This is a genomic window from Desnuesiella massiliensis (assembly GCF_001403615.1).
GTDB lineage: Bacteria > Bacillota > Clostridia > Clostridiales > Clostridiaceae > Desnuesiella > Desnuesiella massiliensis.
In genome coordinates this window covers 129,256-149,732 of record NZ_LN879453.1, presented here as the reverse complement: position 1 = coordinate 149,732, position 20,477 = coordinate 129,256, and the positions used below count along the sequence as shown (strand labels likewise).

18 protein-coding genes are annotated in these 20,477 nt (G+C 30.8%); 1 reads left to right on the top strand and 17 read right to left on the bottom strand.

The features are described from left to right. Positions 1-7: 7 nt before the first annotated feature. From BN2665_RS03300 to BN2665_RS03250, 11 genes are all read right to left on the bottom strand, one after another. Entirely contained in the window at positions 8-316 is a 309-nt protein-coding gene (locus BN2665_RS03300; RefSeq protein ID WP_055665787.1) for a V-type ATP synthase subunit F, read from the bottom strand. Then, a complete protein-coding gene (locus BN2665_RS03295) occupies positions 309-1,310 on the bottom strand; it encodes a V-type ATP synthase subunit C (protein ID WP_055665690.1) in 1,002 nt (333 codons plus the stop codon). Before BN2665_RS03295 ends, BN2665_RS03300 begins: the two co-directional genes overlap by 8 nt. Positions 1,311-1,324: 14 nt before the next feature. Continuing rightward, a complete protein-coding gene (locus BN2665_RS03290) occupies positions 1,325-1,930 on the bottom strand; it encodes a V-type ATP synthase subunit E (RefSeq protein WP_055665689.1) in 606 nt (201 codons plus the stop codon). A 32-nt stretch (positions 1,931-1,962) separates the two neighbouring features. Then, positions 1,963-2,442: a V-type ATP synthase subunit K gene (locus BN2665_RS03285; protein ID WP_055665688.1), complete on the bottom strand. Its 480-nt coding sequence runs from the start codon at positions 2,440-2,442 to the stop codon at positions 1,963-1,965. A 12-nt stretch (positions 2,443-2,454) separates the two neighbouring features. Beyond that, complete coding sequence (locus tag BN2665_RS03280; RefSeq protein WP_055665687.1) at positions 2,455-4,407, bottom strand: V-type ATP synthase subunit I; 1,953 nt, start codon at positions 4,405-4,407, stop codon at positions 2,455-2,457. Further along, complete coding sequence (locus tag BN2665_RS03275; RefSeq protein ID WP_055665686.1) at positions 4,394-4,720, bottom strand: hypothetical protein; 327 nt, start codon at positions 4,718-4,720, stop codon at positions 4,394-4,396. The genes BN2665_RS03280 and BN2665_RS03275 overlap by 14 nt, the downstream gene beginning before the upstream one ends. Before the next feature lie 234 nt (positions 4,721-4,954). Further along, positions 4,955-6,658 (bottom strand): B12-binding domain-containing radical SAM protein, encoded by a 1,704-nt coding sequence (locus BN2665_RS03270; RefSeq protein WP_055665685.1) that lies wholly within the window; start codon positions 6,656-6,658, stop codon positions 4,955-4,957. After that, positions 6,564-7,169, bottom strand: a complete 606-nt coding sequence (locus BN2665_RS03265; RefSeq protein ID WP_055665684.1) for a hypothetical protein — start codon at positions 7,167-7,169, stop codon at positions 6,564-6,566. Before BN2665_RS03265 ends, BN2665_RS03270 begins: the two co-directional genes overlap by 95 nt. A gap of 75 nt (positions 7,170-7,244) precedes the next feature. Then, positions 7,245-7,961 (bottom strand): zinc dependent phospholipase C family protein, encoded by a 717-nt coding sequence (locus BN2665_RS03260; RefSeq protein ID WP_055665683.1) that lies wholly within the window; start codon positions 7,959-7,961, stop codon positions 7,245-7,247. An 18-nt stretch (positions 7,962-7,979) separates the two neighbouring features. After that, the gene (locus BN2665_RS03255; RefSeq protein WP_195892651.1) at positions 7,980-9,284 is read right to left on the bottom strand and encodes a PQQ-dependent sugar dehydrogenase family protein; all 1,305 of its coding nucleotides are present in this window, start codon (positions 9,282-9,284) and stop codon (positions 7,980-7,982) included. Between the two features lie 150 nt (positions 9,285-9,434). Then, a complete protein-coding gene (locus tag BN2665_RS03250) occupies positions 9,435-9,992 on the bottom strand; it encodes a ferritin family protein (protein ID WP_055665681.1) in 558 nt (185 codons plus the stop codon). 171 nt (positions 9,993-10,163) lie between these two features. Between BN2665_RS03250 and spoVB the strand changes: the two genes are divergently transcribed. Next, a complete protein-coding gene (spoVB, locus tag BN2665_RS03245) occupies positions 10,164-11,666 on the top strand; it encodes a stage V sporulation protein B (RefSeq protein ID WP_055665680.1) in 1,503 nt (500 codons plus the stop codon). 92 nt (positions 11,667-11,758) lie between these two features. Here spoVB and BN2665_RS03240 read toward each other — a convergent pair whose 3' ends face one another. The 6 genes from BN2665_RS03240 to BN2665_RS03215 form a co-directional block, all read right to left on the bottom strand. Further along, entirely contained in the window at positions 11,759-13,378 is a 1,620-nt protein-coding gene (locus BN2665_RS03240; RefSeq protein ID WP_055665679.1) for a putative polysaccharide biosynthesis protein, read from the bottom strand. A 20-nt stretch (positions 13,379-13,398) separates the two neighbouring features. After that, a complete protein-coding gene (locus BN2665_RS03235) occupies positions 13,399-14,355 on the bottom strand; it encodes an RluA family pseudouridine synthase (protein ID WP_055665678.1) in 957 nt (318 codons plus the stop codon). Between the two features lie 27 nt (positions 14,356-14,382). Continuing rightward, positions 14,383-15,585 carry a M20 metallopeptidase family protein gene (locus tag BN2665_RS03230; RefSeq protein ID WP_154674854.1) on the bottom strand — a complete coding sequence of 401 codons (1,203 nt, stop codon included), beginning with the start codon at positions 15,583-15,585 and terminating at the stop codon, positions 14,383-14,385. Between the two features lie 21 nt (positions 15,586-15,606). Beyond that, the gene (locus BN2665_RS03225) at positions 15,607-17,679 is read right to left on the bottom strand and encodes a cell division protein FtsA (protein ID WP_055665677.1); all 2,073 of its coding nucleotides are present in this window, start codon (positions 17,677-17,679) and stop codon (positions 15,607-15,609) included. 308 nt (positions 17,680-17,987) lie between these two features. After that, the gene (locus BN2665_RS03220; RefSeq protein WP_055665676.1) at positions 17,988-18,287 is read right to left on the bottom strand and encodes a hypothetical protein; all 300 of its coding nucleotides are present in this window, start codon (positions 18,285-18,287) and stop codon (positions 17,988-17,990) included. A 122-nt stretch (positions 18,288-18,409) separates the two neighbouring features. Beyond that, entirely contained in the window at positions 18,410-20,398 is a 1,989-nt protein-coding gene (locus BN2665_RS03215; protein WP_055665675.1) for an ATP-dependent helicase, read from the bottom strand. Between the last annotated feature and the right edge of the window lie 79 nt (positions 20,399-20,477).

Here is a 20,477-nt window from a genome sequence, read left to right as displayed (position 1 = left end):
TACCTTCCTATAATATATTAACGCCCACTGCTTTTTCTACGTTATCTTGGATTCTTTGCATACCTATATTTAGTGAGCCTTGGTTGCTTGGAATCAGTATAATGGCAGGAAGCATGGATTTATTATATCTTTCAATGGTCTCCTCTAAATCTTTAGCCACTTGCTCAGTTACAAAAATAACCGCATAATTATCTGCTGCCATTCTATCAATGGTCTTTCGTGCCTCTTCTATTTCTATTACGGGATATACATCAATTCCTATAGCCTTAAAAGCTAAAATGGAATCCTTATCCCCCACAACTCCTATCTTATACATAGATATCACGCAGCCTTTCTCTTATACGTTCAGGAGATATCTTATTAACCTTACCTACCATAATAATTCTTATGATTTTTATTTCTGTCTCTTTAGCAATCATATATGCAAACAGAGGTTCAGGACCAAAAGTTATGTATTTTGCTTTCTTAGCCTTTTCCATAACATAATCCTCGGATAGTTTCTCTAATATATTAAGCTTTCCATCCTTATCAAAATCCTCTAAGCTTTTTCTTAACATATCGCTATAGTTATAAGGAGATAGCTTATTTATGAAGTTATCTAAACTATCATCAAAGGATTTTATAAATACTTCTTGAGGAATATTTCCTCCCTCAATAAGCACCTCTTTTAAGAACTTGACATTCTTTTCTTGCTTTTTTAATCTAATAAAAGTCTTTATATTTATAAAATCAATATTTTGCTTTACATAATTTACTATAAAATCATATTTAGTAGCTATAGCTCTAGATAACATATCTTTATACATATATAAGTCTAAAATAATATCTATCTTTTGAGGATCATTTTCTTCATGATAAGCTTTTTCTGCCTTCATTAGAGCTTCTCTCATTAAAGGAGTTAATTCCTTAAACTCACCTGTAGTCATATACAGCTTTAATTTCTCTACGCTTTCTGTACCTACAGGCATTAATAGATAATACAACTCCTTATTTAGAGCCTTGCCTTTTAATAATACCTTTAAGTTATGATAATCATACTTCAAACTCATTATATCTATAATCTGTCTATGGGGAGAAACCTCATACATAAGAGCATATACTCTCTTTAACTCCTCCTTAAGCAATATCTCATAATCTTCTGCATGCTTTACATTGCTCATGAAAGCAGAGTACTCGCTCTCTTGTAAAACCTTGAGAGCTTCTTCCGCAGAAACACTATCAATCATTCTTTCTATTTTTGCTTTATTGAGAAGTCTTGTTTCTAATACCCTGAGCCTAGCCACTGCTTGAGTAAAGTCCATTCTATCCATAATGGCTATCCTCCCTACATTTCATTGTATAGCACCTTAACAATATCAGCCTCTAAGTCATCCCTCATATATGAAAGAAGAGTTTCAAAGCTATTGTTCATGTCTATACCGTTTTTAGTCAGTATAAATCCACTAACTATGTCTCTGCTATGGAGGCTTTTAACTACTTCTCCAGTGCATCCAGAAGCTTTAATAGCCATGTTAACACCAGTAATATAGTCTAATGTTATGGCTTCTTTATACCTTTCTGGCACTATAAGCTCCTGCACATCCTTTAGCTTCATCGCTATAATATAATCTTTAACCAAAGTTAAATACTTATCTGTATCCATGTTGGATAGAGTTTCTAAGGATGCTTTCATTACCTTGTTTATCACTTCTTGCTTTGCTCTAAGTTTTTCATTTCTAACCTGTAATTCTGCATTAGATATAACCCTATCTTTTTTATTTTTTGCTTCCAAATGAGCCTTTTCTAATATTTCACTCTTTAGCTTTTCAGCCTCTTTAACCTTGTTATCTATAATTAATTTTTCTTGGGCTTTAGCTTCTTCCATAATGGAGTCAGCTTTGTTTGAAGCATCTTCCACTATTTTAGAAGTTAAATTATTTAAATTAGACATATCTTCACATCCTTAACTAAAGGTAATTTTAATTAGAAAGTCTTATTTACTAATAACAAGGAGATAACGAATCCTAATAATGCATAGGTTTCAACCATAGCTGCATAAATGATACCTTTAGTATTATGTTCTGGATTCTTAGCTAATATAGAGATACCTGCTGCGGCTGTTTTAGCTTGAGATATAGCTGACTTCCAACCTACAAAGGCTATTGGCAAGCAAGACATAAATAAGTAAAAACCTTGAGATATACTCATTGCACTATCTAATTTTAAAAACACTATTAATCCTATAACGAATCCATAAAGACCTTGTGTTCCTGGTAACAATTGTAGCACTAAAGACTTACCGAATTTATCTGGTTCTTCTGTAATTAATCCTGATGCAGCCTCTCCTACAAGACCAACTCCTCTTGCTGAACCTATTCCTGGTAAAATAACAGCTAATGCCATACCAAGAGCTGCCATTACTAGTCCTCCGTGATTTTCTGCCATCCATTTCATTAATTCCATAATTAATTCCTCCTAATTTTCTTTAATGTTAATATATTTATTTTTTGATTTAAAAGGTGTAAAAGGCTTTCCTCCACCTTCATAAAATTTACCAAAGTATTCTACATATTGTAACCTACAAGTGTGAACATAAGCTCCTAGTGCAGATAATAATAAGTTGAACACATGACCCGCAACAAATATTAAAGTACCAAAAATCCATTTAGCTGGTCCATTACCTAAAAGACCTATCATAAGGTTAAATGCTCCTCCTATGAAACCTCCAGCCAATCCTAAAGCCATAAGTCTTGAATAAGAAACCAAATCCCCTACATAACCACTTATGCCATATAGCGCATATAATCCTGCACCAAGCCTTGCTCCAATATTTTTATTGGATCTGCCTTGAGTGAGTACAATAATGGCCATTCCTAACAACATAACATATTTTGATATGTTTATGGCTAAAGGTGATAGTCCTATAGAATTTCCTGCTAAAAGTAATAATCCTCCTGTTAATGCTAAATACCAGGATAAAACATCGTAAACCGCGTCAATTATGCTTCCATTTTTAATTATCATGTAAGCCTTAATGCCTAGCCCTACATATAAGTGAATAAGTCCTAAAGCCATAGAACCTATTAAAACCTTTATAACATCGTTACCTGGGTTTATTAATCCAGGTATTTTTATAGCGTCACCAAAGTAACCTCCGTAAAGTACTCCTACTATAAAGGTTGGTATGCTTAAATATTTAAAGAAATTAACAAAATCTCTTTGGGACTCTTCTAACTTTAAATATTTAAGAGCTAACACTGATGCTATGAACATTACAACTCCATAGCCTGCATCTGCCAGCATCATACCGAAAAATACAAGATAGAAGGGTGTAAGCAGCGGTGTAGGGTCTACTTCATTGTATTTTGGCAAGCTATACATCTTGGTAATAGATTCAAAAGCCTTTGCTACTTTATTATTCTTAAGTAATATTGGAACCTCTCCATCTTCTAGCTCTGCTTCCTCAAATTCTATATAAACATCCTCAGAGGTTACTGAGGTTATTACAGTTTTAAATTCTTCCACGAGATTTGTAGGAAGCCATCCACGAAGAGCAATTATATGCTCTGTCTTTAAGAAATTTTCGCAAGCTTCGCATTTCATAGCCCTATTAGCTAAATACTCATAAACTATTTGTAATGCTTCTAAATCCTTATCATAGCTTTTAATTTCTTCTTTGATTTGTGCTTCTCTCAAAGATAGCTCCTTTATTCTCTCTCCAAAGCTATTTAATATTTCATAAGGCATTTCCTCGTAATTTACATTAGCTTTACTAAAGCTATAGCTTTTTAGAATATCCTGAGCATCCTTAGCATAATCCTTATGAACTACAATAAGCACATTGATTTCATCCTTAACCTCACTTAATATTTCTATGTAAGAATAAGGAATTTCTCTGTCTAAGCTTTCTCTAAAGGTATCCTTAAAGGCTTTTGGCAAAGTACCTAAATAGCAAGCTACTGAATTAAGAGCTTTTAAATCACCAAAGGCACAATCCAGTTTGTTCCAAGGAGTTAGCAGCTCCACCTCTGAGTGTATTTTTGAAACTTCATTTTTTAAAGAAGCTAATTCTTCATCTTTTTCTTTCAATGCTTCATAAATATCCTTCCAAGAGGTCTTGCTTCCAATTTCATTTAACTCTGAATATGTAATACTTTTTTTGCCTTTCATAAGAGCCTTCATGCCTTTTTCCTTCTCCACATATGGCTCTAACATATCCAGTGTAAATCTTACTTTCGCTAAATCTCCTTCAATTTCAGAAAGTTCTTCCTTTTGGGAATCCTTCATGAGGAAATTGAATTCTTCCTCTGCATTCTCTTGCAGATTTACAAATTGAACATTCTCAAATTTATGGAATTTATCTAGCAATGCTTCCTTTTGTGATTCAAAGGCAAATAAGGTGAATTTACTCATTTTAACTATTGCCATTAATCTTCACTATCCTCTCAATCACTAAATTAACAGCCTTATCCATAACCTCTTTAGAAATATTTAATATAGCTTCTTTTTCTGACTTACCCTTTTCTAAAATGGGGGCTGCTTCCTCATTACCAGAAGCAATAGCTCTATCTAATATGTTCTTAGCTTCAAGTTTTGCTTCATTGATTATTCTTTCGAATTCCTCCTCAGCCTTTGCATTAGCATTTTTCGCCAAATCCTTGCTTTGCTGCTGAGCATTTTTGATTTTTTCTTCTGCCAAAGCCTCGGCCTTTTTAATTTCATTTATTGCTTCTAAAGCCAAAATATATCACCACCTTCTAAAACAATTTTAATTATATTAAAATTTATATTCATTAATACTTAATATAGTATTAATTACAATATAGATATATTATTAATTATACTAGCTTTTATATTTTTTTCAACATAAATGAAGTTAATTAATAGTATAAATTCATTTATTTTTCACTAATTAAAAGGATTTCACAGGAATATTCCCGCTATTCATAAAAATAAATATATTTTTGTAGAAATATCAATATATATTTAATTCTTCTGTAATATCTCTTGATTTTTCTTTTTCATCTACTTCTGACAAAATATAATGTACTTTTGCACTAATTTTTTTACTTTTAACAAAATTTAATATATCTATATTAAATTTTTCAATATAATATTGGCTAGACTTTTTACCAAAGTTCTCTTTTAAGTATTCCCTAATGCTTCTCTCTTCATTTTCATTTAGAGTATTAAAGATAAACTCTGGCATCCCTCTCCTTTTGTTGGATTGCAAGTAATCATATCTAACTATTTCTTTTAAAGCTATATTATCCTCTTTTAGGATTTCCTTATTGAAATCTAAAAATACTTTATAATATTCTGAGTTAGATATACTTCTATGAAAATATCCTTTTTCATAAAAAAACTTTGACAGCTCTTCAAAAAAGTCAAAGGGCGACGGAAATTTATCTTGAAAAAAAGCTAAAATATTTTTGAATTTTTGTGAATTATAATATTTATCTACCATAGCCTCTATCTTCTTTAGCCTTAATAATTCAAAATAACTTATATCCTTCGTGCTCAAGATCTCGTAAGGCGGAAAAGGCGAATATCTCATTCCCCACTGCTTAGCCTCTTCTCTCATAGAAGAACCTTTTAAAAGCTTTAAAAATCCTAACTGTATCTCCTCAGGCCTAATAGAATGAACATCATTAAAGGACTTTTTAAAAGATTCAAAGTTTTCTCCTGGCAATCCTGCTATTAAGTCTAAATGTTGCTTAATGTTTTTGATTCTTTGCATCTCTTCTATCTTTTCTTTTATATCATCAAAATTAACAAATCTATTTATATTTCTAAGTACTTCGTCATTAGTGGTTTGCACTCCCACCTCAAATTGAAATCTGCCTTTAGGCGCTCTACTTAATAGCTCTATTTCTTCCTTTTTTAATATATCTGCAGAAATCTCAAAATGAAAAACGGTGTCTGTACGTTGATCTATAAGAAAGTTCCATATGGTCATAGCAAACTTACTATTGCAATTAAAGGTTCTGTCTACAAATTTTATCAACCTTACCTTTTTATCTATTAAAAATTGCAGCTCTCTTTTTACCCTATCTATATCTAAAAACCTCACACCATGTTGCGTAGAAGACAAGCAATATTTGCAATTAAAAGGACAGCCTCTTGAAGCTTCATAGTATACTATCTTATTATCTAATACTTCCTGCGCTTCGTAGGGAAATATTATATTGTTCATATTCATAAGCGGCCTTCTGCCATTATAATTAATCTTATACGCCTCTAATGAATCTGAATATTTATAGTATAAACCTTTAATTTCATTTAACTCTCTTAAATTTAACTTGTATTCTATAAACTCCCTATAAGCTTCTTCTCCTTCCCCCTCTATAACATAGTCTCCAGTACAATTTTTTAAAAATTCACAGGCATCGTAGCTAACCTCTGGTCCACCATATAAAATTTCTATATTATGGTCAATAATTTTTATCAGTTTAGATAACTCTTCTACATAGGTTATATTCCATATGTATGTGGAAAAAGCCACTACATCTGGCTTTTCTGCAATGATCTCTTCTAATATTTTTTCTCTTAATTCATTTATTGAAAATTCTTTTATCACCGCATCATAATTTAGATCCTTTGTGTAAGCTTTTAAATATCTTACTGCTAAGTTGCTGTGAATGTACTTTGAATTTATTGCTGTTAGTAAAATCTTCATCTTTATATAATCCCTTCCTTTTTGCTCTTATATAATATAATTCCTTAATTTCTCTTATTTCAAGTATATCGAAGTAAGGTTCAATAATCTTTACAGTGTTTTCCTTACTTTTAGATTTAAGTAAATTATAGTCCTTTATTCTAATCTCCTTCATCTTATTTTCTGGAAGCATTACTTTTATGGAACAGTGCAATACCTCATTGTATTTTTTGCTTATATCCCAAATCATAATTTCTCCATCTTCTTTAAGATAGTTTAAGCACTCTTTTATGATTTTTTTCATATCTACATTTGACCATAAAGAATTTAGATAAAAGAATAAGGTCACTACATTGTAATATTTATGCTCTATTTTCTCATTATCTTTTGAGTTTTCAATGTACTCAAGCTTTGTATCCTTATTGTAATGCTTATATAAATTATATATAATCCCATAATTTTTTCCACCTATATCTAATAAATTTCCTTTGAAGCTTTCTTTTTCTAAATTTATTGTAAATTCTTTCACCATGGTATCCTCCTCTTTCTAAGTATATCAATTATTTATTCCACATAAAAAAAATAACTCCTCCATTTTATGGAAGAATTATTGTTTTGAGGATACCTTAACATTATTCTCATAAAAATCCAACATAAAACCAGCGGTAGTTATTTGAGCTTCCCTCAATATAACAGAAGTCATTTTATAATACTTTTCCTCTTTACTTTGCACTGCAAAATATTTAGTATGAGTACTATTAGCTAATTTAGCATTATTCTTTATATAATCTTCTAAATTAGGATATCTAGATGTACCCTGTTCCACGGCAAAAGAATAATCCGTTAATAATTTTGATATTATCCAAAGTTCGAACTTTCTATGACTTTTCAGTAATTTATTATTTACATGGTGAGGCACCGTTGCATCTTGAATTAAATGACAGGAAGCTCCAAGATAAAACATAGCTTTATTTACATCTCCAGCTTCTAAAAACCTTACTGCACAATTATAGTATTTTTTACATTCTGTTAGAGCATCTGAAAATCCATACAATCCTCTACCTTTAGTTACATGATAGAAGTGATTGGAACTTTTAAAATCTTGATCCGCCCAAGTGACTCCTTCATTTAAAGGCTTAACATATTTTTTATAAAACTTTGAAGCTTCAGTATACCCATCATTATTAAGTATCTGTATTGCCTGAATATTTATAAACTTATGAACAATACAGTGGGTTTTTAGAACTATTTTTTTTAATGGATTTACTGCAAACATTAATCCCTTTAAAGCTCTTCCATAAGTAAATTCTATCTTATTTTTCATTTGGTGATTCCTTCTTTATTATTTATTTTTGCTCTTTATGAGCAATATTACTATTATTATTATAAATAATATCAATGTGCAATATATTACAATGTCTTTATTGTTCTTACCTTCAGCATAAATAGCTTTAATATTCTCTACGGAATATAAAACACCTTCCTTACCATCAAGTATGGCCAATCCGCCTTTATAAAACTTAATATTCTGTATTCTTGCATCTGCATTAAATTCTAGTTTATCTTTTAATATATCGCTCTTAGTTAATCCATATAATATATTATCTTTACTATCATAAAAATATATACTATCTTTCTCTCCTAGTATAGCATTTCTATCAATGGATAAAGAAGCCAAGGAACTTAAGTTATTATGCTGATGCAATGGTGCTGGTGGATTAGTGGTAGGATGCTTGTCCAACAAAAATCCTACTCTAAGTTCATTTTCCCCTTTAAACCTAGGAGAATCTACAGGATCTCCTCCACTATAATCTGGCCAACCATACCATAATCCAAGTTTTATCTCAAAGATATAGTCTGAATCACCTTTTATAGGTCTTAAACCTCTATCCTCCATACCACCTACAGAAGCTAAGATTTTACCTTCACTGTTATAATCTATGCCCTCAATATTTCTTATACCCCAAGCATACAATTCTACATTCTTAGTTTCCATATTTACCCTTATAACAGATGCATTTCCTGGGAAATGGGCTGGAATTATTTGACCAGAAACATTCTTTGTTTTATAGGGTATAAAGGCTCCTGTGGTACCTTTATCAAAATTCTTGCCTTTAATAGTTATAGCTTTAGGAGTTATATCGTAACTAAAAGGATACTTTTCTAGCCATAAATTATCTGGACCTACTACTCCTGAATTTGTAACAGCTCCTATAGTTACATACACAGAATTATCTTTAATAATTACTTTGCTTTTGTTATAGTCCCCATAATTGGGTATATCCTTAATTATTATCTCTTTAGAACCGCTTTTTATATTATAACTATATACATTAGTTTTAGAAGAAAAATATAAAAATTCTTTACTATAAGCTAAAGAAGCTATATCTAATTCTTTATCTTTTAGCATAATATTGCTCTTACCACTATTATCTATAGATTGTATTCTATCCTTAAAAGCAATATAACAATTTCCTTCCTCATCATAGACAAAATCTCTGGCATCTTTTAAGCCCTTATATAAAACTTTCCATGAAATATTTTTGTCCTTAATCTTTATATCATAGGTTTTATAATACTTCATCATTATAAAAATCATAGCTATTAACACTATAAAGCATATTATAAAATTAACAAACTTTTTCATTATTCCTCCGAAATTAATTGCTTACTAATATATATTTATTAATACAACAAATAATTACATATTAAGGAGGTATATATATAAAATATAAAGTGTTACACTTTTATATTTATATTATACAATATTGATTTTTAATTTTAAAGATATATGCTTTTAATTAATAATAATTATTATATGTTCTTTTTCTACAGCTTTTAATGCATTGAATATTTTCTTAATTCTAGCATTTTCAATTTGAAAAAAATATTTATCGTAATAAGCTACAGCGTGCTCTTCTCTTTTTTTAGCCAATTCTAACAGTTTAATATCGTTATCATATTTTTCATAGCTTATATCAGCTAATTTGGGTAGTTCAGTAATACCTATTAATCTCCTATGAATATTGGCATGCATGAATTCAATCGTTGAAAGATCTTCAAAGACTTTTTTATTTTTAAAATCCTTGCATAGCCTAGAAGCCTTATTATAAAAATCACCATTAAAGACTTCTAGCTTCATAGCATGATCTAAAATTTTTACAGTGTTTGGATCTAATTCCTCATAAAAGGCTAAGTCTTTTTCGTACTCCTCTTGAATAAACTCCTTTCCTACTCCGCAAAAGGGACAGTAAAATAAATCCCCCTTATCCTTATGTTTATTTAAAAATGCATTGGAATTTAAATTATAATTTTTTTCGTTAATTATCATTCCGCATATGACACATCTAAACATATTCTCCCACCTCATTTTCTATATTTTATAGTATCACAATAGATGTTTTGCGAACAACTTAAATTTTTAAAATTCCCAGGTTTAAACTAAAACTATGAATATAAATTTTAGAAACAGAATAATAATTAATGTTACTACTATTAAGGAGAGAATCTTGTAAAAGAGCTAATAATGAAAAAAGATAAATTTTATAAAAACTCGTTTTTACTCACGCTATCCAATTTAACTACTGGTGTATTAGGCTTTATGTTTTCTATAATCCTTTCTAGAGAGCTTGGCGCCGAGGGTATGGGACTATATGGATTAGTTATGCCTATATACAATCTATTTATCTGCCTTATCTGCGCTGGAGTTATCACTGCTATATCAAAATTATCTGCAGTTTATTACGATAAAAATGAATTTGGAAACTTAAAAAAAACTGTAAGAACTACTATAATATTTAATTTAATATGGGCTCTTTTAATAACATTTTTAGTTTTTATTTTTGCACCATACATAAGTAAATTTGTAATTAAGGATGAAAGAACCTTAGACGCTATAAGAATAACTTGTCCTGCTATGGTATTTATATGTATATCCAATATCTTCAAGGGCTACTTTTACGGTATTTCCAAAATTACCGTACCAGCATTTATTGATATATTTGAGAAGGCCGTAAGAATAGGAATAATACTTGTAATTTCAAAATTATTTTCTCCGGATAATATTACTGCTACAGTAACCTCAGCTTATATAGCTCTTTGTATCGGGGAATTTATCAGCTTACTTTTACTTTATATATACTATAAAAAAGATTCCCTTAAGCTGCCTAAAGCTTATTGTAAAACGGAAGGGAGAGCACAGCTGCTATTTAACGTTTTAGTTATTGCCGTACCCCTATGTTTAAATGGATTTTTATCAACCACCTTAGCCACGGTTTCTACCTTAATTGTTCCTCGTAGATTATTAGTTGCTGGTTTTGAATATAGTACTGCCCTTTCTTTAATTGGCAAGTTCACTGGAATGACTTTAAATATAGTATTTTTCCCTATGATAGTTATATCTTCCATATCTACTATACTAATTCCGGACCTATCGCAAACCATGAATAAGAAAGATATTTATTCTGCAGAGAAAAGAATATACGAAGTGCTTAAGATTTCATTTTTATTAGGATTATCTACTTTAATAATTTGCAATAATATACCCGATAGTCTAGGTGTTATGTTTTTTAATCGCAATGACTTAGGTCCCTATATTAAATTTGCATCCCTCTGCGCTCCATTATTTTACTGTGCGGCTAGCACCTATGGCATGCTGAACGGTTTAGGAAAGCAGAGTATTATACTTAGAAACTCTTTAGTTATATCTATTATTGAGGTATTTTGCCTTTATATCTTAACTGCTGTTAAAAATATAAACATATTTGGATATGGAATTACAATAATGATAACTTCAGTATTAACACTATGCCTAAATCTCTATGAAATAAATAAGGTTTGTAAAATAAGGCTTTCTCTACCTAATATTCTTATAAACTTATTTTTTGCGTTACTGATCTATTATCTGATATCTTATATAAATCTGATACTTCCAAGCTCTTTGGGCTTAATAAAATATTTAATTATTATATTATTAGGATTTTCATTACTGATTATCTCAATGATAGCCGAAGAAAGGAAGGAATACTAAAAGAATTTTCTCATAAAATACTATGATCTATGATAGAAATATAAAAAACAAAGCTTGGCTAAGTATTTAGCCCTAAGCTTTGCTTTTTAATTCTATCTGATTCTTTTTATTACAAAAGAAGGTATTAATTTTAATAATCTAGCTGGCATGATTGCTAAATCTTTTTTCGTAATTCCTCCAGTGAGAATTAACCCATAACCATATACTACCATACCAACAGCAATTGATACAAGAGTAGGTATAGAACTTATTATTCTACTATGAATATGATTTATAAGAAGGGTTTCTACATTAAAATAGGTGATATAAACGATAAGTCCCATAAAGGCAGAGGCTACTAAAGGTTTAAAAGCGTGCTTAAGTAAACTTATCCTAATCTTAAGAGTTTTTCTCAGTGCTATATTATTTATGATCATAGGTATTAAGAAACATAGAATGCTTCCTATTATCGCCCCATTTATATTTATCTCTGGCATTGCAATGAATATGTAGTTAGAAATTAGTTTTGCTAATATACCTACCCCTAAGGATACTAAAACTATGTATAGTCTGTTCATACTTTGAAGTATAGTGGTTTGTATTTGCACCACCGCCATCAAAACCACCACAATAGAACCATACTGCATAAGCTGTGCTCCTCCAGAAAATCTTTCTGAAAACAGCAATGTATACAAAGGTTTACTTAAAACTGCTAGTCCCACTGCAGAGGGTATAGAAATTAAATAGCTTACTCTCAAAGCAAAATTTATCTTTTCCTTTACCGCTTTTTTATCATTTAAAACCACAGATCTAGATATAGCCGGAAGCACCGCAGCTGAAAGAGCAGCTATGATTGCTAAAGGTACATAGATCAAAGTCTTATATTTACCTAAGAGAGCGTATTTAATATTTCTATCAAGCTCACCAAAGCCAGCTACTTCTAATCTGATCTTAACTAGGGCCATATCTATTACAGCTCCTAAATATTGCATTCCAGAGCTTAAGGTTAAAGGCATTCCATATTTAATTAGCCTTTTTAATAATTGTTTATTGGATAACCTCTTAACTTCTGGCGAATTAATCTCACTTTTAGTAACTTTGATAGCTCTATGCTTTTTGTAAAGCATCATTAAGTAAATTACCGCTATTAGAGCACCAACTGTTGTACCTATGGTTCCTCCAGCAGCTCCAAGCTCAATGTTTTTACCTATAAGGATATATGCAAAAAACAGACTTAATACAATGTTAGCAATTTGCTCAATTATTTGAGATATTGCAGTAGGAGTCATTATGCTTCTGCCTTGAAAATAACCTCTATAGGCTGATAAAACAGAAGTTACTAACACTGTGGGAGATAATGCTATAATTGCATAAAAGGATTTACTACTCTTAGTTGCATTTGCTATGGGCTGAGCAAATATCATAAGCAGTAATGAGGCTAAAGTCCCCACTAAAAGCAGTAAAGCTCTAGCTATCTTAAAGGTTTTTACTGCATCCTTATAATTATTTAATGCTATGAGCTCAGAAACCTGCTTTGCCACTGCCACTTGCATACCAGCAGTGGTCATAACATAGATTAAGCTAAAAATGTCATAGGATGCGGTATAAATTCCATAACCTTCATCTCCAATTATCTGTAATAATAAAGGTACATACAGCAAGGATAATATTTTCACTAATATCCCTGCTATGGACAACACCGCAAATCCCTTTGTGGTGGATTGCTCTTTCATCTCTCTCTCCTCAATCCTAACTAAAATTTAAACACATCATATTTAATCTTTTTAAAAATAGGCGGCAAAGTCTCAGCAATAGTTTTATTGTTTAAATAATCTAGTCTCTCGGGACAATCTCTAAAAATTAGCTTATAAGCATATAGGAATTGATAATTCAAGCCATATTTATTAGTAAAAAAGCTATTTAACTTCTTATCCCCATATTTATTATCCCCTACAATAGGATTTCCTAAGTGGGATAAGTGTGCCCTTAGCTGATGACTTCTGCCTGTAATTAAATCTATTTCTATAAAAGAGAATAGACCATTAGTCTCTAAGGTTTTAACCTCCATGGATATCTGTTTTGTATTTGATCTCTTTTCGTTATAGATCTTTGAGATATTTTCACCTTCATCTTTTAAAATATAAGCATCATATCTTCCATCCTTTATTCTTCCTTTTACTAAGGCTACATAATATTTATTTATTCTCCTGTCTCGTATCATTTCATTTAACAATTTTAATGCTTCGAAATTTTTGCCAAAAATAACAATACCTGAAGTATTTCTATCTAATCTATTACAAGAGGCCGGCGTAAAGGTCAACTCCTTTTCTGGAATATAATCTCCCTTTTCATGTAAATAGGACAAGACATAATCCGTTAGGGTAGGCTCTCCATTTTTTCTGTCTGAATGCACTAAAACATCGGGCCATTTTTCAACTAACAGCATGTTTTCATCCTCATAAGTAACTTTAAAATTTGCTTCTACCTTTTGAAAGTTAATTTCCTTCTTCATATGACTTTCTACGTATTTTATTTCTAAAAAGTCCCCTTCAGCCAGCATATATTTCTCTTTTACTTTTTTATCATTAACCTTAACATCACCCTTTCTTAAGCACTTATATATAGCGCTTAAGGGTACATCCTTTAATAATTTTCTTAAAAATTTATCTATTCTCTGTCCTGCTTCATTAGGTCCTATGTTTATTTTCACAAAATCACTCCTAAGTCTTCAAATTGTTTATCTATAGTTTAAAAAGTCAAAAGCTGTTTGACATTGTATAGCTACTCCTAATGGGAGACAATCCTCTTCGATATCAAATAAACTTCCATGGGCAGGTTTATCAATACCCTTAATAAAATTTGCACTGCCTAAAAAGTAAAAAGCTGAAGGTCTCTCCATAGAAAAATATGCAAAGCTTTCTACTCCCATACTAGGATATTCTAATTCTAAAATATTTTCGCTGCCAACTATCTTTTCTGCACCTTCTTTTAATAACTTTATCATATTATCATCATTATATAGACAAGGATAGCTCTCTTCTATATTTATTTCACAGCTAGCCTTCATGGTTTTGCAAATACCTTCTGTTATTTCAACCAATCTTTTCTTGGCTAATTCCCTATGCTCGGTTTTCATAGTTCTAATTATGCCCTTAAGCTCTACCTCTTCAGGAATAATGTTTTGAGCAGTGCCTCCATGTATACTTCCTATGGTAACTACCGCCGGAGATTGAGGTGGTATCTCTCTGCTTACAATACTCTGTAATGCCATAATAACCTGACTCGATATAAAAACCGGATCTATGGTATCTTCTGGGTGAGCTCCATGACCACCCTTACCCTTTATTTTGATAGTAAAAGGGTTAGATGCAGCATTAAACACTCCTTGCTTTATACCTACTTTACCTGCCTCAATAGCTTCAGATACATGAAGTCCTATTACTCCATCTACCCTTGGATTCTCTAGGATTCCTTCCTTAATCATAAATCTAGCTCCTCCTACGGTTTCCTCCGCAGGCTCAAAGATTAGTTTTACATTTCCTTTTAGCTTATCTTTATGTTTATTTAAAATTTTAGCTACTCCTAGAAGCACAGTCATATGAGCGTCATGGCCGCAAGCGTGCATTTTACCCTCAACCTTTGAAGCATAACTACAGCCTTTGTTATCCTTTAGAGGTAAAGCGTCGATATCCGCTCTTATGCCAATAGTCTTTTTCTTTACGCCATTAGAAGCTGCACCTTTTATAATAGCACAAATTCCTGTATTGGCAACGGATAAATAAGAAATTCCTTCGCTATCCAAAAATTCCTTTATTACCTTTGAGGTTCTATACTCTTCAAAACCTAATTCAGGATTTTGGTGAAAATCCCTTCTCCAAGCTATGAGTTGTTCTTTAATATTTTCAGCTTCTTCTAAAAAATTTATATTATAATCAGTCATGTTGCTTTCTCCTTACATAAATTATTGTTTCCAGTATATTTTTATGGAATCCCCTTCATTTAACTTGTCGTAATACCCTGCTTCTTTTCCATTAAGCTCTAAAACTATCCTTCCTCTAGGTATAGTTAAATCGAAATCTATAAAATCAAAAACATCTATAAATACATACTCTCCCTTTCCCTTTAAAACTGTAGTATTATCATTAACCACTATAGTTATTGTATTATCATCCTCTACTTTATTCATCTCTTTTTCATTACTAACTATAATATCCTCAGCTATCTGTGCTTCTTGAGGAGTATCTTTTAGTTTTTCTTCTAAATCCTCATTTTCAGTTTCATCTGCTATGACTTTATAAATTCTATCGCCTTCTTTTATCATATAATCCTCAGACACCAATTCTTCTCTTAAGGAAAATTTCATATTCCCCACGGAATCTTCCTGATATAAAAAATACTTCTTAAAGTCTCCAACTGTAGCAGGATATATAATTAAAACCTCATCGTTTTCATGAATTAAGGTGTTTATACTTACTTTTTCCCCATTTTTAAAGCTTATGGGTTCTAAGTTTTGAATTATATCGTTGTAAAAGAAGCTAATAGCATTAACATTGTTAATGTAATCTAAAATTTTAGGTTCTGCATCTTTTCCATCTTGAGCCACAGTTATCTCTATGTTGTCACCTTCATTAACCTCGGATTCAAGAGAAGATGTCCTTCCGTTAATTTTAATTTCCGCATTAGATGCTAAAGAACCAAAAGCCAGTCTTTTCCCTCCATTTAACGTGAATCTAATATTTTTACCATTTCTGCCCATAAGGATTTTAGGATTTATACCCGCCTGAAGCATTACATCGGTTACAGTATGCTTATGAGAATTAAATAAGCTTATAACATTGCCATTAAGAATTACATTTATAAAATCATGTCCGGAGTTTTTTATAGCGATTAGAGCTATACCTAATACTGTAACTCCAATACTACCTAACTCATTATCTAAGCAGATGCAGTCTGATACTGCATCTCTTCCTTTAATTCCTATACGTTGTAAGGGCAGGTTGAGCTTTTTAGATAAGAATTCTTTTAATCTAGGAGTATGCGCCCCTCCTCCAACTAAAAATACCGCATTAGGAGCTTTTCCTCCATTTAAGTCTATTATCTTAGTTCCTATTTCCTCCGTAATTTTTTCAACTACAGGTAATATAACTCTAATAACTTCCTCTGAAGTCACTTCATTTTCTAATCCTAATACATCAGTATATGTAATATTTTCTTTTTCGCTGCATTGCTTTTTAATATATTCAGCAGTGTTAAAATCCACTAAGTAATTCTGAGCTATTATTTCTGTTATCTCGTCTCCTGCCATAGGTACCATACCAAAGGCAGATATAGTATCTTTACTGCTTATGGCAATATCAGAAGTACCTGCCCCTATATCTACCAGGGCTAGATTTAACAATCTTAAGCTCTGTGGTATAGCAGCCTCTATAGCTGCTATAGGCTCCAAGGTTAAACTAAACACATTAAGATTCACTTTCTTCATTACTGCATATAAGCTATCAACTACAGACCTAGGCAAAAAAGTAGAAATAACTTCCACAGATATATTTTCTCCCTTATGAGCCAATAGATTAGATATTACATAGCCATTTAAATAATAACTTTTTACTGTATATCCAACGCAATATAGCTTTCCCTCTGTTTGCTTATTTACATCCTCTTCTGCTTTTTTTACAGCTGTTAATTCTAGGCTCCTAACCATTTCTTTATCTATATCTTTTTCACTATCTATATCCATATCAGCTTTTGCTAAAGATGTCCTTAAAAATCTTCCCGCAGCAGCAATAGCCACATCAGTAAGCTTAATGCCTAAATCTTTTTCTAATTCACTTTTAACAGTCTGTACTGTATTAGCTACTAAGTTAATATCATGAATTTGACCATCTACCATAGCTCTTTCTTCATGTTCCACATACTTTTCTGCTAATATCCTTAGCTTTTTATCCTTAACCACACCAACAGCACCTATTATTGACCTAGTTCCTATATCTAAAGAAAAAATTACATCCTTAGGATTCATGTTTGAAAGCTCCATACTAATACCTCTTCGCTAAATAATTTAAAAGCTCATATTCTAATTTGAACATGAGCCTAATAAAATTATATAATATAAAATTTTAATATTCAATAATCTAGGGTTTCTAACTCAACTATAACTTATAGGAGTCTGTGAAAAAAGGTGTTCTATAGGTTTCCCTACACCGCGCGTGGAACTCCACGAGCGGCCCGTGAAAAAGAACACCTATGTTTTCACATCCTCCTATACATGCACCATAATAACTTAAAACTGTGATTTTGGAACATGTATAAGTTAAGTTTCGATACAGAAACCCTGTATATGCATTATTCTTCCAATGTCAATATTTCTTGCTTCTCAATAACATAGGGCAGCTTTTTTACTAAATCATATATATATTTAGATTTTAATTGATCTTTTAATACCTCATTTTTTGATATTTTATTATAGTAAAGCAGTTTACACCAAAAATCCACAAAATCTTCTTTAGTAATAAAGGTAGTATCATCATTTTCTCTTACAACGAAACCATTAGTAAATCTCTCTACAACCTTAAAATCTAATGGTTGATCTTCATTTCCTAAGATCTCACTTATATCTTTCCACATAGTTTTAAAGGCTATCATAAACCATTCCCCTTTCCAATGAAATGTGATATATTAAATGAAACAATTGCATTTCATATTCCCCATCATTATCAAGTAATAGTATAACACATTTATATAAAAAAGCATACTTTTTAAATCTTCTAAATTTTTTCTATAAGACCATTAACGATCAATATATCTAAATCAAACTTTCTTACTATATCATTAAATTTAATATCTATTTCTTTTTCTTTGATTTCTTGTATTATACCCTCTTTAAAAGCTTTATGAAAAATTTTATCTCCCTTTTTATACTTACCAATATATTCATTTTCAATACCACATTCTTCAATAAATCTAGATTTTTCTTTCATCTTCCCTCTGATATTTCTAGTTGAGATTAAATAAAGATTGTCTATAGCTCTAGTTACAGCTACGTAAAAAAGTCTTCTCTCTTCTTCTATGTTTTCCATACTATTTATATGGGGTATATTATCTTCATTACAGTTTATTACGTAAACATTTTTAAACTCCATACCCTTCACGCCATGAATGGTGCTTATTATTACTCCCTCTTCATTACTAGTGGGTTTATTTTTACTTACTTCTTCTTTGAATACTTCTATGTGTGCCAAAAAAGATATTATACTATTATATCCTTCTGCAGAACTTTTAAACTCTTCCATTATCTCTTCCAATTCTTCAATGCTTAATTTAAATTTATTACAATATTCTCTTAAATAGTCTATGTACGCCAAATCCATTATTATGTAATCAATAGCACTTCTAAGAGACATTTTATTTAAACTTTGTATAGTACTCTTTAACTTATCCATAACCTTCATTTGGAAATCTGCTGCTTCACAGTAGTTTTTAAAAATATAAAAACAATCTTCTTTATATTTATATTCTTTAATTATGTCTAAATTACTTCTGCTTATATATCTAAAAGGTTTATTTATTATTCTTATAAAGCTCTCTCTATCAAAAGGATCTATACTTAATTTAAGATAAGAGATTAAATCCTTACATATAAAATGTTCATAAAAATTATATTCTTTGTCCAATATAACAAAAGGAATTTTTTTTCTTATAAATCCATCAATTAAACTCCTGCTTTCCATATTAGTTCTATATAGTATGGCATTGTCCTTATAATGGAACTCTTCACTATTTTGCTTGCTTATAATGTCTATAATCTTTTCAGTTTGCTGTCCCTCATTATACGTATTTTTCCATACAATAGTTTTATTATCTTTTCTAAAAGGAATTATATTCTTTGAATTTCTTATCTTATTATTAATGATAATTTTTTTAGAAAGCTCTACTATGTTGTGAGCACTTCTATAATTATATGAAAGATATATCTTATGGCCCTTCTTAAAATGCTGAGAAAAATTTACCATGCATTCTGGCTTAGAACCCCTAAAAGAGTATATGCATTGATCTTCATCCCCCACTGCAAACAAGGAGTTATCCTCTGCTAAGGTTTTTAATAGCTCAATTTGTAGTCCATCACAATCTTGAAATTCATCTACTAATATGTATTTAAACAGTCTCCTATACCTTTGAAGCAGCATAGGTTCTTTTTCAAATAGCAATTTACATTTTATCTGTAAGTCGTCAAAATCTAAAAGTCCCTTTGAAGATTTATATTCTTCATAATTTTTATAGCATTCCTTAAAAATATCTTTGTCCATAGAAGGAGTAAAATCCTCAATTTTGATAAAGCTTGATTTAAAAATAGAAATATTGTTTAAAAGCTCTTTTACCTTATCTTCACTGACTTCATCTAAATATTTAACTAAAGTAGCATTTATTACTTTAAAGCTATCATAGGCTTCAATTATATTTATTTCTCCATAGGCTCTTCTTAATATTTTATAAAACAAAGCATGAAGTGTGCCGAAAAATGGAGCCTTACTTCCACTAGCTAATCCCAAAAACCTATTTTTCATATTTAAGGCGGCAGCTTTAGTAAAAGTTATTACTATTATATTATCTGGATTCACATTTTTCTCGTTAATTAGGTGCACCACCCTATTAATTATAACGGTAGTTTTTCCGCTTCCCGGAGCTGCTACTACTAATAAATTCTTTTTGCTGCTAGTTACAGCTTCCACTTGAAATTTATCTAAATTACGATACATAAATAACCTCTTTCTGCATATAAACTATTTATAACAAATACATATTTTCCTGCCAAAATATGATAACTTTCAATATTTC

Excerpts from the sequence above, each read along its gene's own strand:
- BN2665_RS03300 (WP_055665787.1), bottom strand. The coding sequence starts at position 316 with ATGTATAAGATAGGAGTTGTGGGGGATAAGGATTCCATTTTAGCTTTT.
- BN2665_RS03295 (WP_055665690.1), bottom strand. The coding sequence starts at position 1,310 with ATGGATAGAATGGACTTTACTCAAGCAGTGGCTAGGCTCAGGGTATTA.
- BN2665_RS03290 (WP_055665689.1), bottom strand. The coding sequence starts at position 1,930 with ATGTCTAATTTAAATAATTTAACTTCTAAAATAGTGGAAGATGCTTCA.
- BN2665_RS03285 (WP_055665688.1), bottom strand. The coding sequence starts at position 2,442 with ATGGAATTAATGAAATGGATGGCAGAAAATCACGGAGGACTAGTAATG.
- BN2665_RS03280 (WP_055665687.1), bottom strand. The coding sequence starts at position 4,407 with ATGGCAATAGTTAAAATGAGTAAATTCACCTTATTTGCCTTTGAATCA.
- BN2665_RS03270 (WP_055665685.1), bottom strand. The coding sequence starts at position 6,658 with ATGAAGATTTTACTAACAGCAATAAATTCAAAGTACATTCACAGCAAC.
- BN2665_RS03265 (WP_055665684.1), bottom strand. The coding sequence starts at position 7,169 with ATGGTGAAAGAATTTACAATAAATTTAGAAAAAGAAAGCTTCAAAGGA.
- BN2665_RS03260 (WP_055665683.1), bottom strand. The coding sequence starts at position 7,961 with ATGAAAAATAAGATAGAATTTACTTATGGAAGAGCTTTAAAGGGATTA.
- BN2665_RS03255 (WP_195892651.1), bottom strand. The coding sequence starts at position 9,284 with ATGAAAAAGTTTGTTAATTTTATAATATGCTTTATAGTGTTAATAGCT.
- BN2665_RS03250 (WP_055665681.1), bottom strand. The coding sequence starts at position 9,992 with ATGTTTAGATGTGTCATATGCGGAATGATAATTAACGAAAAAAATTAT.
- spoVB (WP_055665680.1), top strand. The coding sequence starts at position 10,164 with ATGAAAAAAGATAAATTTTATAAAAACTCGTTTTTACTCACGCTATCC.
- BN2665_RS03240 (WP_055665679.1), bottom strand. The coding sequence starts at position 13,378 with ATGAAAGAGCAATCCACCACAAAGGGATTTGCGGTGTTGTCCATAGCA.
- BN2665_RS03230 (WP_154674854.1), bottom strand. The coding sequence starts at position 15,585 with ATGACTGATTATAATATAAATTTTTTAGAAGAAGCTGAAAATATTAAA.
- BN2665_RS03225 (WP_055665677.1), bottom strand. The coding sequence starts at position 17,679 with ATGGAGCTTTCAAACATGAATCCTAAGGATGTAATTTTTTCTTTAGAT.
- BN2665_RS03220 (WP_055665676.1), bottom strand. The coding sequence starts at position 18,287 with ATGATAGCCTTTAAAACTATGTGGAAAGATATAAGTGAGATCTTAGGA.
- BN2665_RS03215 (WP_055665675.1), bottom strand. The coding sequence starts at position 20,398 with ATGTATCGTAATTTAGATAAATTTCAAGTGGAAGCTGTAACTAGCAGC.